Below are 12,599 nucleotides of genomic sequence, written 5' to 3' on the forward strand. Positions count from 1 at the left end.
GAAGGGCGGCAACACGGGATTGGGGCTTCGGATGCCGAAAAGGGAGGCTGGAACCCGGCGTACAAGCTTATCAGTACCGATCAAAGTCTGAAGGGTAGCGAAATACATCGCTCAGGGGAATGCTCGCAGCGCGGTACTTCGCTTGTGCAAGCATCTTGGCGCCAGTACCATTACCGCTCTCTTTTTCCGGCAGGAGCGGTTGCATGATTGCGGGCAGTATGGTGGCACTGGTCACACCCATGGATGCACAGGGTCGTCTCGACTGGGACAGCCTGAGCAAACTGGTGGACTTCCACCTGCAAGAGGGCACCAACGCCATTGTGGCCGTCGGCACTACAGGTGAGTCGGCTACCCTCGATGTCAACGAACACATCGAAGTGATTCGTCGTGTGGTCGCCCAGGTTGCAGGGCGCATCCCGGTGATTGCCGGTACCGGGGCGAACTCGACACGCGAAGCGATCGAACTGACCACCAATGCCAAGATCGCCGGCGCCGACGCTTGCCTGCTGGTGACGCCGTATTACAACAAGCCGACGCAAGAAGGCCTGTACCAGCATTTCCGTGCCATCGCCGAAGCCGTCGACATCCCGCAGATCCTCTACAACGTGCCGGGCCGCACCGCTTGCGACATGCAGGCCGAGACCGTGATCCGCCTGTCGACCGTACCGAACATCATCGGCATCAAGGAAGCCACCGGCGACCTGCAACGCGCCAAGGACATCCTGGCCGGCGTGAGCCGCGACTTCCTGGTCTACTCCGGCGACGACGCCACCGCCGTCGAACTGATCCTGCTGGGCGGCAAGGGCAATATTTCGGTGACCGCCAACGTGGCGCCCAAAGCCATGAGCGAGATGTGCGCCGCCGCGATGCGTGGCGATGCCGCTACCGCCCGGGCGATCCACGAGAAGCTGATGCCGCTCAACAAGACACTGTTTATCGAATCCAACCCTATTCCCGTGAAATGGGCCCTGTGCGAGATGGGCTTGATGGCCGACGGTATCCGTCTGCCGCTCACCTGGCTCAGTGCTGCCTGTCACGAACCGCTGCGGCAGGCCATGCGCCAGTCCGGCGTATTGGTTTAATTGAGGAAGTACTACGCATGAAGCGATTGGCCGGACTTTCCGCACTTGCCTTGATTATCTCCAGCACCAGTGGCTGCGGTTGGATCTGGGGGCCGGAAGGTTACTTCCGCGACCGCGGCAGCGATTACCTGCAAGCGCAACAGACCGCACCGATGCAACTGCCATCGGACGTCAGCACCTCCAAACGCCTTGATCCGCTGTTGCCGATCCCGCGCAACGTCGCCGACGACACCGTCAAGGGCGAATACGTCGTGCCGCGTCCGCAACCCCTGGGCTCGGTGGCCGATGCCAGCGACTACACCCTGCAGAAGAGCGGCGATGCCCGTTGGGTCATGGCCCAGCACGCGCCTGCCGAAGTCTGGCCGGTGGCCATGCAGTTCTTCCAGGACAACGGTTTTCGCATCGACGAGCAGCGTCCACAGACCGGCGAGTTCACCACTGCCTGGCAGCGCTCCGACGAACTTTCCGCGTCCATGGCCAAGCGCCTGGGCAGCGTGGGTTCGGCCGGCAACGAAACCCGTGTACGGGTGCGGATCGAGCCGGGCGTGCAACGCAATACCAGTGAAGTCTACGTGGTCAGTGCCGAGCGTCCTGTCGGCAGCACGTCCAGCGTCGATTTCACCAACCGTTCGGTCAACACCAGCCTGGATGCCGCGCTGGTCGACGAAATGCTCGCCAGCATGAGCCGTAGCGCCGAGAAAGGCGGCTCCGTATCCCTGCTGGCCGCGCGCGATTTCGATACCCCGAGCCGGGTCAGCCTCACCGAAGACGGCAGCGGCAACGTGGTGCTCAACCTCGGCGAAGACCTCGATCGCGCCTGGTCGAGTGTCGGACGCGCGCTGGAGCAGGGCGAATGGCGGGTTGAGGACATCAACCGCAGCCTGGGCCTGTACTACATCAACCTGGCGGAAAAAGCCGAGAAGAAAAACGACGAGCCTGGATTCTTCGGCAAGTTGTTCGGCAGCGCTCCGGCCAAGGAAGAAATCGAAGCCCGCGCCGAGCGTTATCAGGTTCGCCTGAGCAAGGTGGGCGACAACGTCCAGGTCACCGTCGAGAAAGACATCAATACCGTGGCTCCAGCAGAAGTGGCGCGCAAGGTATTGGGCGTGATTCAGGACAACCTGGGCTGATCCGATGCGTTTCGCCGTTCTCGGCAGTGGTAGCCAAGGGAATGGCACGCTGGTAGCCAGCGACGACACCTATGTCCTGGTGGATTGTGGTTTCTCCCTGCGGGAAACCGAGCGGCGCCTGCTGCGCCTGGGGGTTCACCCCGCGCAGCTGAGCGCGATTCTGGTAACCCACGAACATGCCGACCACGTGCATGGCGTGGGTTTGCTGTCTCGGCGCTACAATTTACCGGTCTACCTCAGCCGCGGCACATTGCGCGGGATGCGCAAGCCGGTGGACGCCGCGGGGTTTGTCGCCGGGGGCGAGACGTTCCGGGTCGGCGCCTTGAGCATTGGCGCGACCAGTGTCGCTCACGATGCGCTGGAGCCTGTGCAGTACGTATTCAACGACGGTCAGCGGCGTTTCGGCCTGCTGACCGACCTGGGTTCCTACTGCGACACGGTCATTGACTGTTATCGCGGGCTGGATGCCTTGATGATCGAGGCCAACCACTGTCGTGACAGGCTGGCCCGAGGTCACTACCCGTATTTCCTCAAGCAGCGAGTAGGCGGGGAAACGGGACATTTGAACAACCATCAGGCCGCAAGCCTGGTGGCCGAGTTGGGCTGGCAAGACCTGCAGCACCTGGTACTGGCCCACCTCAGCAGCAAGAACAACCTGCCGCAGCTGGCCCGGCAATGTTTTGTCGACACCCTCGGGTGCGATCCGGACTGGCTGCAACTGGCCGATCAAGATTCAGGGCTCGACTGGCGACACATCGCCTAGCCCACCTACTTAGCAAGCGGAGCCCATCATGGAAAAACGTGAAGAACTCTACCGTGGCAAAGCCAAATCGGTTTACAAGACCGACGACGCCGACCGCCTGATCCTGCTGTTTCGCAACGACACCTCGGCGTTCGACGGCAAGCGTATCGAGCAGCTCGACCGCAAAGGCATGGTGAACAACAAGTTCAACGCCTTCATCATGCAGAAACTCGAAGCCGCCGGCGTGCCGACCCAGTTCGACAAGCTGCTGGGCGACAACGAGTGCCTGGTGAAGAAGCTGGACATGATCCCGGTCGAATGCGTAGTGCGTAACTACGCCGCCGGCAGCCTGGTCAAGCGCCTGGGTGTGGAAGAGGGCCTGAAGCTCAATCCCTACACCTTCGAGCTGTTCCTGAAGGACGACGCCAAGGGCGACCCGTTCATCAACGAATCCCACGTCGTGGCTTTCGGTTGGGGCACCGCCGAGCAACTGGCGCGCATGAAAGAGCTGTCGCTCAAGGTCAACGACGTCCTGAGCAAGCTGTTCGACGACGCGGGCCTGCTGCTGGTGGACTTCAAGCTTGAGTTCGGCGTGTTCAGCGACGGTTCCATCGTCCTGGGCGACGAATTCAGCCCGGACGGCTGCCGCCTCTGGGACAAAGACACCAAGAAGAAGATGGACAAGGACCGCTTCCGCCAGGGCCTCGGTGATGTGATCGAAGCCTACGAAGAAGTCGCCAATCGCCTGGGTGTACCGCTGTAATCGACGCAACCGACTGATAGCACGGAAAAAAATTGCTCGAGGGGCTTCGCTTCGGGCAAATGTGCTGTTATGATGCGCGCCGTTGGAGAGATGCCAGAGTGGCCGAATGGGACGGATTCGAAATCCGTTGTACCTTCACCGGTACCTAGGGTTCGAATCCCTATCTCTCCGCCATATCAGTACAAAAAGGCCCCGTTTTACGGGGCCTTTTTGCATTCTGCAGTTTCTGTTCCCCCATTTGTCCCCCGCTCAATTTACGCTTGGTTTGGTCTCAGGGCCCTTGAAATCCTTATGCCTGCCATCGTGTAGCTATCTTTTTATCGTGCTCATCTTGGGCTCCATTATGATCAGGAGCTTAATTACTTGGGCGCGTTTAAGCTCCGTAGTCAGACGCATGTGCCGGTGAATGTGCCGAACAGTGCTTCAGTGGTACCTGTGCTGAGCAAGTCAGGGCCGAACCACGCAAACCAACCGGGTGAATCGCCCCGGGTTTCGTAGACACCTTCATGCCTTTAGAGTTTGAAAAGTGTTACGCAATGAGCTTGCAAGGTGTCTAGAGAATCTGGGGCGATTCAGTTATCCCCAACTTACGGAACGCGGCGGTCTTCTGCGTGCTGATCGTCTGGATGCTGCGGTCGAACTTTTCGGCAATCTGCGTGATGGTCATGCCGTCGAGATAACAGCGGATCACCTCCTGCTCGCGTGGCGACAGTAACGCGAGCTGTAGAGGGTTGTCGCTAGTGAGTCTGGCTTATTGCTGGTTAGCGTCCGCCACTTTGTAAGAGGTTTCTACGCTCAGGTAAGTGGCCCCAGAAGCAACCATCCGGGTCGCCTTCGCGAGACTAGAGAGATCCTCATCCTTGCCGATGAATCCGCGTGCTTGCAGCGCCAGCGAAACGGTGGCGAATCATGTTGGGTTGACGGCACTAGTATCCGACAGACAGAGAGGCGGACTTGCAAGGCGCGAATGAGCGAGACGCCATCGAGTTCGTCACGGCCCAGAACAAAATCCAGCAAAAGGACATCGGCGGGCGCCGTAGGCATGTCTCGCATCAGTTCGCGGCTGTTTTTATATACTCCGACGATTGCTATGCCGGGGGGGGCGCCAAGGTGGCTGATAAGGCCTTGCTGAACGACGGCATAATCATCAAGTAATGCAACACTTACAGGCGACATGGCTGTTAAACGGCGCTCGGTACGGGCCAGTCGACCCCAGAACTAAGTTATGAGAGTAGCGCCATGATGGATGCCGACAGCGCCAGCTCGTTGTCAGGGATTATTTGTTCGGTCAGCTCTATCTTTAGCCGCCGGGCAGGCAACCCGGCCTTGTGCATCTTGGTCGCTAGCCCGGCAGCAAAGAGCGTGCGGGCCGAGGCGTTGATCGCGATGGGAATGTCTATATTTTGGCGATCGAGTATGCCGAGGACCTCGATCACGGTCTTCTCGATATAGCTGAACAGCAACAGGTCCAGCCCTAGCTTGTCGACCATCGGGATCAGTATCGACAAGGGTATGTCGCCGTGGAGTGGATGTCGCCAGCGTATCAGTGCTTCGGCACCGACCACCCGATGGTTTGCCAGGTCGTACTGTGGCTGCAGCATCACCCGCAAACCGCCCTCTGTGGTCATCACGGATACGACATCATCGATAATATCCAGCTGGCGATGCTCAATGCCGGCGACCAGCGAAGTCGCATTGTCAGCGTGCTGGTTTGTATCGTCCAGACAATATGTGGAGCCCTGCGTAACCGGTCGGAGGCGTTAAGCTCGCTAACCCAGCACGGGAGCACAGGTTATCGACCTCGTCCGCATGAATTTCGGCCATAGCGATGTCGATAAGTTGTTTGCGCAGGCACAGGCTACTCAACGATTCAACGTGTTCGATGTGGAAAAGATCATTGTCGCTGAGTCGGTCGATCATACGCGACACGTATTTTTTATCGCGGATTAATATGAAGAGGCTGACTCGAGAGTTGGGTGTGAGACTGGGAGAGGGATTTTTTAACTTTAAGGTCTAATTAATAAATGCCGCGGCAGTAAATTTAATCAGCGCCTAATCATTGAGGTCTATAGGACTACTCCTAAAATTTATTTGAAGCCAAACTTAAATTGCCAGAAATAAATAAAAGGATTAATAGCAAAGGAAAAATAACGGCATAGAAAGATAACCAAGCAAATGAAATCAACAGCTTGGCGTTGCTATTACCCACCTTAAGAAGCCTCCTGGATTTATATGAAACCATTTTGCCATAATTATTTAACTTTACTTTGGTTTTTTTAATTTTATTCTCAAGTTGCTTTTTATCTGTTAGCTAATTCATTGTTTGTGTTCAGCCTGACAGGAGGTTCATGGTATGGAACTACTTCCTCGTGAAATTGAAGGTTTATTGATTTTTTGCTCTGGCATGGTTGCGAAACAACGACTTGAGCGTGAATTACGCCTCAACCATCCCGAAGCCGTTGCTTATATTTCTGCAACAATAATGGAGCAGGCCAGGGAAGGAAAAAGTGTTGAGGAGTTAATGGAGTATGGCACAAAGATTTTAAGGCGCTCTCAATTGCTTGAAGGTATCCCGGAAATGATTAATCGAACCGGCATCATGGTTCAAGCAACGTTTGACGACGGGGCAAGAGTAGTCTCTATTTCTAAACCTATTTCGCAGGAGTAATAATGTGATACCTGGAGAAGTTATTCCGTCTTCAAGGCCTATTTTAATTAATGAAGAGGCTGCCAAGATTATGCAACATATTATGATCATTAACCACGGAGAGCATGACATTATGGTTGGATCTCACTGTGAAATTTCTTCCATCAATGCTGCTCTGAGATTTTATGATATGAGCGGTGGTATGGTGGAATTGAACCGTCACAGATTAAATATTCCTGCCGGGACAATGCTTTTAGTGGAGCCTGGTGATACCAGAACTGTGGAAGTCATTCCTTTTCCCTGAATTAATGATAATAACGAGGTCCAGATGTTTCCATATCAATTGTCGCGCGAAAAATACATCCAGTTATATGGTCCGACAAAAGGTGACCGTATTCGGTTGGGTGACACCGATCTTATCGTTGAAATTGAAGATGATGATATTGCTACGCCTTTATCGCAATATGGTGAAGAGATAAAATTTGGCACGGGAAAAGTAGCAAGGGATAATATGGGGCAAGGAAGTAAAGCCGATGCCGAAGGCGCAATGGATATGGTCATCACAAATGTTGTCATCATTGACTATTTGAAAATTATAAAAACCTGTATTGGAATAAAAGACGGTCGTATTGCGGTTTTGGGACGAGCGGGTAACCCTGATATACAACGCGGGATAAATATGAATATCGGACCCGAGACCGATATTATTTCTGGGGAAGGGTTGATAGCGACCGCGGGTGCTATTGATGCCTGTGTACATTTTACCGGCCCGACACAGATTTCTGAAGCACTAGCCAGCGGCATCACCACGCAAATTGGAGGAGGAAGTGGACCAACGGTAGCATCCATTGGTTCGGGCTCAACGCCTGGCGCAGACGGCGTGCGAAATATGCTGCTGGCGAGTGAAAATTACCCGGTCAATCTTGGTTTTCTTGCCAAAGGAAATACGGGGAATATCGCTGCACTGGCGTCACAGGTAAACGGCGGCGCAATGGGATTTGCTGTTCATGAAGACTGGGGGGCGAATCTTGAAGCTATTGAGATTATACAAAAAAATTTTGCTGGAATGCCCGTGTATTTGCACAGCGACTCGCTTAATGAGTCAGGTTATGTCGATGATACGATTAAGGCTATCTCTGAAAAAAAAGGGCCCATCCTGTGCTGCGTTAACGACGGACATCAGCCTGGTGTAATGAAATTGATCACGCTGCCCAATGTTATTCCTTTTACATTGGCCTCGCACACTGTGCATACTTTCAATGCGATGAAAGAGTCAAGTAGTTTTATCGCAGCAGTACATAATCTCGATCTTTACGACGAAAATGAACGTGCATTGGCCCGCGCCCGTGGTTTTATGTCAAACCATGCAGCCACGGACATTTTACACGATTCGGGTGCAATTAGTATTATCGCAACAGGGCCAACGCGGCCTGGTGAATTAATTACTCGTACCTGGCAACTGGCTCACAAAATGAAGCAGCAGCGTGGTCCGTTAGAAAGTGATCATGGAAACGATAATAATCGTGTCAAGCGATATATTGCCAAATATACCATTTGCCCAGCTATGGCTTGTGGAATATCGCAGAGTGTGGGCCGCTTAGAAACAGGTTATTTAGCCGATATCGTGTTGTGGAAACCCGAGATGTTTGGAGTTAAACCGCATACGATCGTAAAAAATGGTGTTATTGCGATGAACCAGTCCGGCATGTCGGGTATGGCGCTGCCGGGGTTACAACCCGTAAGAAGCCAACTTATGTATGGTGCCAGTGGTGATGCACGAAAAAATTCGCTTAACTTCTTGTCTGCAGAATCAGTAAGAGCAGGTGTGGTGAGAACTCTTAACCTGAATAAAAATGTATATTCTCCTTTGCGGCAGGGAATAACGAAAGCAGATATGCCTCATAATTCACGTACTCCAACTGTTGATGTTAATCATAATGCTCAAGTCATTGTTGATGGTGTACATCTCATAGGGGAGCCGGCAGTATCATTGCCCCTGGCAAGACGGTATTTTCTTTTTTAATATTCTTTTTCAAAAAATAAAGATTATTTACCCAAAGGAATAGTCTTCAGTATCGATTATATCCATTTGCTGTCTTTAGCGTATACAGATATGCGAGGATTTAATGTGAAGAAAATATGCACTCTTGTCTTGCTTCTTTTTTCTGTTGTGGTTTTGGCTAAGACTACAGTTGTACCACCTCTGGTATCTGATAGTTCATCACAGTCAGCGGTGGCCGTCAGAACACCCCATGATTTAACGCGCCAGGAAATAATAAACATTCTTATCAATGGTAATTATCGTCCTGATTTTACACTTATTGCTTCTCATCGTGCACAGGTTGTGGGCGTCGACCTGCCTGAAAACTCGATGTCTGCCATTAAAAATGTCGCAATACATTCGCCCGTTGAAATTATAGAGCTGGATATTAAAACCTCTCGTGATCACATCCCCTATCTGATGCATGATAATTATCTGCAACGCACAACCAATTTTGTTGATAACAACCCCGGTATTCCTGATGATCAAGACTACGGGAAAAGTGTTCTTCAGTATCCCGAGTCAATGCTTAAAGCGCTGTTCCTGAAACTGCCTGATTTTTCATTAACAACTGAGTCTCCTCCGACATTCAGAGAAGCACTTCTTTGGGTGAAAAAAAATACACAACTTCTTATTAATATTGATATCAATGATGATGCTGTTTTTCAGGATGTGTGGAATGTAGTGAAAGAAGAAAATGCATTTGATGTTTGTATTTTTAAGGGTGGATACAGTTATAGTGAATTTAAAACAAGGTTTTATGACACGCTCACCGATGAGCAAAAAAATAAACTGATTTATTTTCCAATCATACCTGGCTCTACTGAAAGTAATCAGGACAAGTCATTAAACTTCTATCATGACTGGGAAAAACAACCTCTGCAGATAGCCAAAGGCTATGAGGTTGGGTACCGGAAAGACAGCCCAGGAGCAAAATTTTCTAATGAGGCTGCATTGTTAAATGTTGTCTCTGATGTCAGAAAAGTAAATCGTGTCAGGGTTAATGTTTTTTCAACATTGCCTGATACCTATGAAGGAAGATACAGAGGGAATGTAAATATTAACCAGTGCTGTAATGCAGTGTTCGATTCAAGGGGGGACTGGCAGTACTTACTCGATCCTCAAAATACGCACACACTGGATAAAGGTGTCAATGGTTATATTATTACCGACGATCCGGCTACATTGGATATGTATTTATCAGGTGTAGGTAGGCGAGATTTGACTAACTAATGTGAAACGTTGCCAGGCATCAGGAAGAGGTCAGCCATGAGAATATTAATTTTTATCTTATCTTTTTTACTCGCGATAAAATGCTCAGTGGCACAGGAGGTCTTCTTCAAAACAAATACTATGCTGAAAACAGATGTTCCTGCCCATATGTACCCGTTCGACTCAAATGATAATGGCATGAATCTTTATAATGATTTTGTTTCGCAGGATATAAGTTTTTCGCTGAAATCTAAAAATGGAGAGATTTCAGATAGTGTTGTTGACAGGAATTATCAAAAAAGTGCTATTGGATTTATCTCCCATACAACTAATCTCGTCTTGCCCTCATTGGTCACGCAGGGTTTTCTTGATAAAAATAACGGCTTTACACTCAGTGGCTGGATGAAGATAGATGATATCAATAAAGATCGGGTAATCGGATATATCGGTCATGGTCAGCAGGTAAAGGTAGCCTTTCTGATAAAACAAAAACGCCTTTATATTGAAAAACTATCACCCTTTGCAGATAAAAAATTGCTTCCTGTTGCTCATATGAATGAAGGTTTTAGCTATGATGAAAAAACGAATCCAGTAAATGATGATCTCACTAATGGCTTTTTTTATTTCGCCATTGGAAGTGATAATAAAACTACCCGACTTCATATTTCCCAGCCGGGTGGTCGCCTCCAGTCTCAGTGGTTTTATTTTAGCCTGCTCGGGGATATTTCGGCTGATGATGAAATCCACTTTGGCAAAGCACCTTATAACAACGGCTTGGCATCTGAGTTTGATCCTGTTTCTGCTCTTGATGATATTATGGTTTACAATAGGCTTCTTCAGCCGGAAGAGGCGCTAAATGCTTTTTATTTACAGTCTCCGCTCTATCCCGGTGTGTCCTACCGTTTTGAAAACAGCAAGAAGCAGGTTATTCAGTCTGAGGAGTCTGATAATGTTACTGGCAAAATAAAAAATGACAAATGGTATGCTTGGAAGCCTTTGCAGCCGGAAAACACGGGGCCATTATCCAGCGATCGCTGGCTTATTCATACTGCAAAAAGTCGCGGCACTGATAAATTCATGTGGGTAGCACTTGAGAACGCGCGTACTGGCGATACTCCCTATGAGGGGTATCTGCGGGGATTATCTTATTTTTATCAAAATCATGGCTGCCTGTTTTATTTTGACGAAAATCTTATTGACTCTTCAAAAGCGTGGGGTATTACCAAGCGATGTACATTTAACATGGAGCGAGTTGATAATGACCCCAGTTCGTATTACACCGTCGGCGATGCCAATCAAATAAGATTCTGGAGCCGAAACTATCCAACTTATTCACTTGGTTCTGATGGTGATTATTTATATCTTGATGATTCTGCTCCAACAATGGGAATTGTGTCAGCTGAGAAAATACTCAGAGGGCCGGAAGTCAGCTTGTCAAATTTTAAGCACAAGGTGATATTACAAAATGTTGGCGGAACCATCAGAGCAGCTAAGGATAATCTGGCTGTCTCCAGAACGGTTGTCACTTTAGATAAAGAAATTCCTTACAGTATTGTTGATCTTAATATGCCGCTAACACACTTTGCTAACAGGACGAGATACCTGCGATTTTATCAGCAGGTCAGCGAGCCTCCCCTTGAGCGTTCAGTCTTTTCTCTTAAATTTCATTCCAGTGATAATCTGAACATCTATAGAAAAATTTCTGTTATGACTGATCCTGGAAGTTTTTTGCCTGATAACATTATTCAGCCAATTTTTGGTCCTGAAAATGAAAACGAAAATGGTTACATGAGCACTCAGTCAACTCGATTTGAATGGCAGTTTGTTGCAGTCAATGTGCCTGATATAAATACAAAGGTTGGTGACAAAACCTATTATGCTATTCGTGCAAATAATAATAATGGCAGTTATCTTTTGGGAAGAAGTAATCGCTTCTGCCCGGAAAATATTCCATCTGAGTGTTTTACTATAATAGCCGGCAAGGGAGCATTTAATCCTGATGGTACACCTAAAAATGATTTTCTTTGGATAGTCAATGAAACGAGTGAGCTCGTTTCACCTTGATATTTCGGTTCAGGAGAAGAATTTATCAGTATGCGACGGTATGATATTTCCCGATATACCGATTACGCAGGCAACATATTTTATATCGCCTGCGTAATCACGTCTTTTTTGCTAGTCTGCGTGGTCTGTTCTTATAGCGTGGCATGTTATAAAAAGTGTTTTAACGGTACAAACGCCAGCATATCTGTAAAAGCACAATACTGAAGCGGCTCAATTGTAACCTCCGGAGCCTGATGAATCACCAGCTGATTTAGTTTCTCTTGCAAATGGAGCAAAGCCTCTTTTTCATTGGGCAAGGCGTAATAAATTCTGTAGCCGACTGTTGAGTGGAAATGGTAGCTATTCAGTGTAGTTTCAGGTAAACCAATCGCCTGCATCATCCGGTGGCGAAAATACCGCAACCACTCAGAAACCGAAGTGTTTCCAGGTTGTAAACTGACAACCAATTTTTTTTCAAGGGGCTGAAATCCTGTTGCACGCATCAGTAATGGCGGGGCAGGGTCCAGGGTAAGATTATTTATCTTATTAAATATTTTCATCGTGATCTCTGGCCAGCTTTCTGATCGGGAAATATCTTCAGGCCAGTCCGCATCAGGTTTTATGCGCGATGCTTCCGAAAGAATATCCAGGCCGGTCATATGGTAGCTTGCCAGAGGTGTGTAAGCATATTGTGACGAGAATTCAGAGCATTGCACGATATCTCTTGCTTTCCGTGCCATCTCAAAAAAGTCGCTGTCAGATGGTATTCGGCCTACGCAGGTGATACCTGGAAAATAGAGGGCATTTCCTTCAGAATCCCATTTTCCACCGGGTAAAATTTCTTTAGTAGGCTGATGTTGTCCACTGTTTTTCATTGTTGCCTCAACGTTGTCAAAAGAAGAAGTTTCAATACCTGTCAAAGAAAGACTAAGTCACCCC

General features: G+C 49.3%; 12 protein-coding genes and 1 tRNA gene. 10 read left to right on the forward strand and 3 right to left on the reverse strand.

Annotation, left to right across the window (positions count from 1 at the left end; genetic code table 11):
• Positions 1-203 precede the first annotated feature (203 nt).
• The 5 genes from dapA to BTN82_RS06715 all read left to right on the forward strand — a co-directional run bounded on the left by dapA (position 204) and on the right by BTN82_RS06715 (position 3,891).
• Positions 204-1,082 carry a 4-hydroxy-tetrahydrodipicolinate synthase gene (gene dapA / locus BTN82_RS06695; RefSeq protein WP_075118374.1) on the forward strand — a complete coding sequence of 293 codons (879 nt, stop codon included), beginning with the start codon at positions 204-206 and terminating at the stop codon, positions 1,080-1,082.
• Positions 1,083-1,099: 17 nt separating this feature from the next.
• Positions 1,100-2,212, forward strand: coding sequence for an outer membrane protein assembly factor BamC (gene bamC / locus BTN82_RS06700; RefSeq protein WP_075118375.1), 1,113 nt, complete (start codon positions 1,100-1,102; stop codon positions 2,210-2,212).
• Positions 2,213-2,216: 4 nt separating this feature from the next.
• Entirely contained in the window at positions 2,217-2,975 is a 759-nt protein-coding gene (locus tag BTN82_RS06705; RefSeq protein WP_075118376.1) for an MBL fold metallo-hydrolase, read from the forward strand.
• 28 nt (positions 2,976-3,003) lie between these two features.
• Entirely contained in the window at positions 3,004-3,717 is a 714-nt protein-coding gene (gene purC / locus BTN82_RS06710) for a phosphoribosylaminoimidazolesuccinocarboxamide synthase (protein ID WP_075118377.1), read from the forward strand.
• An 84-nt stretch (positions 3,718-3,801) separates the two neighbouring features.
• Positions 3,802-3,891, forward strand: a tRNA-Ser gene (locus tag BTN82_RS06715).
• Between the two features lie 379 nt (positions 3,892-4,270).
• Here BTN82_RS06715 and BTN82_RS31455 read toward each other — a convergent pair.
• A complete protein-coding gene (locus BTN82_RS31455) occupies positions 4,271-4,408 on the reverse strand; it encodes a sigma factor-like helix-turn-helix DNA-binding protein (RefSeq protein ID WP_261792937.1) in 138 nt (45 codons plus the stop codon).
• Positions 4,409-4,940: 532 nt separating this feature from the next.
• Positions 4,941-5,345 carry an EAL domain-containing protein gene (locus BTN82_RS06725; protein WP_075118378.1) on the reverse strand — a complete coding sequence of 135 codons (405 nt, stop codon included), beginning with the start codon at positions 5,343-5,345 and terminating at the stop codon, positions 4,941-4,943.
• A gap of 725 nt (positions 5,346-6,070) precedes the next feature.
• On the opposite strand from BTN82_RS06725, the gene ureA reads away from it, so the two are divergent.
• From ureA to BTN82_RS30890, 5 genes are all read left to right on the forward strand, one after another.
• Entirely contained in the window at positions 6,071-6,385 is a 315-nt protein-coding gene (gene ureA, locus BTN82_RS06730) for an urease subunit gamma (protein WP_075118379.1), read from the forward strand.
• Positions 6,386-6,389: 4 nt separating this feature from the next.
• Positions 6,390-6,668, forward strand: coding sequence for an urease subunit beta (locus BTN82_RS06735; protein WP_075118380.1), 279 nt, complete (start codon positions 6,390-6,392; stop codon positions 6,666-6,668).
• Between the two features lie 24 nt (positions 6,669-6,692).
• Positions 6,693-8,387 (forward strand): urease subunit alpha, encoded by a 1,695-nt coding sequence (locus BTN82_RS06740; protein WP_075118381.1) that lies wholly within the window; start codon positions 6,693-6,695, stop codon positions 8,385-8,387.
• A 105-nt stretch (positions 8,388-8,492) separates the two neighbouring features.
• Positions 8,493-9,638: a glycerophosphodiester phosphodiesterase family protein gene (locus BTN82_RS06745; protein WP_186828358.1), complete on the forward strand. Its 1,146-nt coding sequence runs from the start codon at positions 8,493-8,495 to the stop codon at positions 9,636-9,638.
• A 36-nt stretch (positions 9,639-9,674) separates the two neighbouring features.
• On the forward strand, positions 9,675-11,681 hold the full coding sequence (locus BTN82_RS30890) for a hypothetical protein (RefSeq protein ID WP_148169467.1): 2,007 nt from the start codon (positions 9,675-9,677) through the stop codon (positions 11,679-11,681).
• Positions 11,682-11,827: 146 nt separating this feature from the next.
• Here the strand turns inward: BTN82_RS30890 and BTN82_RS06755 are convergent, their stop codons facing one another.
• On the reverse strand, positions 11,828-12,535 hold the full coding sequence (locus BTN82_RS06755; protein ID WP_075118384.1) for a DUF1868 domain-containing protein: 708 nt from the start codon (positions 12,533-12,535) through the stop codon (positions 11,828-11,830).
• Positions 12,536-12,599: the final 64 nt, after the last annotated feature.

The sequence above is a fragment of the Pseudomonas chlororaphis genome (assembly GCF_001921865.1).
GTDB lineage: Bacteria > Pseudomonadota > Gammaproteobacteria > Pseudomonadales > Pseudomonadaceae > Aquipseudomonas > Aquipseudomonas chlororaphis_D.

Coding starts and splice junctions, on each gene's coding strand:
- BTN82_RS06755 (WP_075118384.1), bottom strand. CDS start 12,535: ATGAAAAACAGTGGACAACATCAGCCTACTAAAGAAATTTTACCCGGT.
- BTN82_RS30890 (WP_148169467.1), top strand. CDS start 9,675: ATGAGAATATTAATTTTTATCTTATCTTTTTTACTCGCGATAAAATGC.
- BTN82_RS06725 (WP_075118378.1), bottom strand. CDS start 5,345: ATGACCACAGAGGGCGGTTTGCGGGTGATGCTGCAGCCACAGTACGAC.
- purC (WP_075118377.1), top strand. CDS start 3,004: ATGGAAAAACGTGAAGAACTCTACCGTGGCAAAGCCAAATCGGTTTAC.
- BTN82_RS06740 (WP_075118381.1), top strand. CDS start 6,693: ATGTTTCCATATCAATTGTCGCGCGAAAAATACATCCAGTTATATGGT.
- dapA (WP_075118374.1), top strand. CDS start 204: ATGATTGCGGGCAGTATGGTGGCACTGGTCACACCCATGGATGCACAG.
- BTN82_RS06705 (WP_075118376.1), top strand. CDS start 2,217: ATGCGTTTCGCCGTTCTCGGCAGTGGTAGCCAAGGGAATGGCACGCTG.
- ureA (WP_075118379.1), top strand. CDS start 6,071: ATGGAACTACTTCCTCGTGAAATTGAAGGTTTATTGATTTTTTGCTCT.
- bamC (WP_075118375.1), top strand. CDS start 1,100: ATGAAGCGATTGGCCGGACTTTCCGCACTTGCCTTGATTATCTCCAGC.